This is a genomic window from Adlercreutzia equolifaciens (assembly GCF_029076695.1).
Taxonomy (GTDB): Bacteria; Actinomycetota; Coriobacteriia; order Coriobacteriales; family Eggerthellaceae; genus Adlercreutzia; species Adlercreutzia equolifaciens_A.
The window spans coordinates 1-296 of the sequence record NZ_JARFIK010000457.1 but is presented as its reverse complement, the minus strand read 5'-3'; the positions used below and the strand labels follow the sequence as shown (position 1 = coordinate 296).

The window sequence follows — 296 nt, the reverse complement described above, 5'->3', positions numbered from 1 at the left end:
CAGGTGAATCCCAGATCCTTCAGCTGATCAAGGCCATCGGCGCTCCAGGTGCCCTCGACGGGGCGGTTGGGCTCGTCTAGGTTTCCGATGCGCGTCGACGGCACCTGGAAGACCGTGCCCATGGACACGCGCACGGCGCGACGGTACAGCGGGTCGTAGCAGGCGGGGCTGGCCAGCACGGCATCCACGCCCATGGCGGCGGCGCTGCGGAAGATGGCCCCCACGTTCGTGTGGTTCGTGATGTCCTCCCGCACGGCCACGAGGCGCCCCGCGCCCACGGTGTCGGCCAGGGAGGG

1 protein-coding gene is annotated in these 296 nt (G+C 70.3%); it reads right to left on the bottom strand.

Annotated elements, in window-relative coordinates; genetic code table 11:
- On the bottom strand, positions 1–296 hold a 296-nt coding region (locus PZH32_RS13165; protein ID WP_275208702.1), incomplete at both ends, for a TrmH family RNA methyltransferase.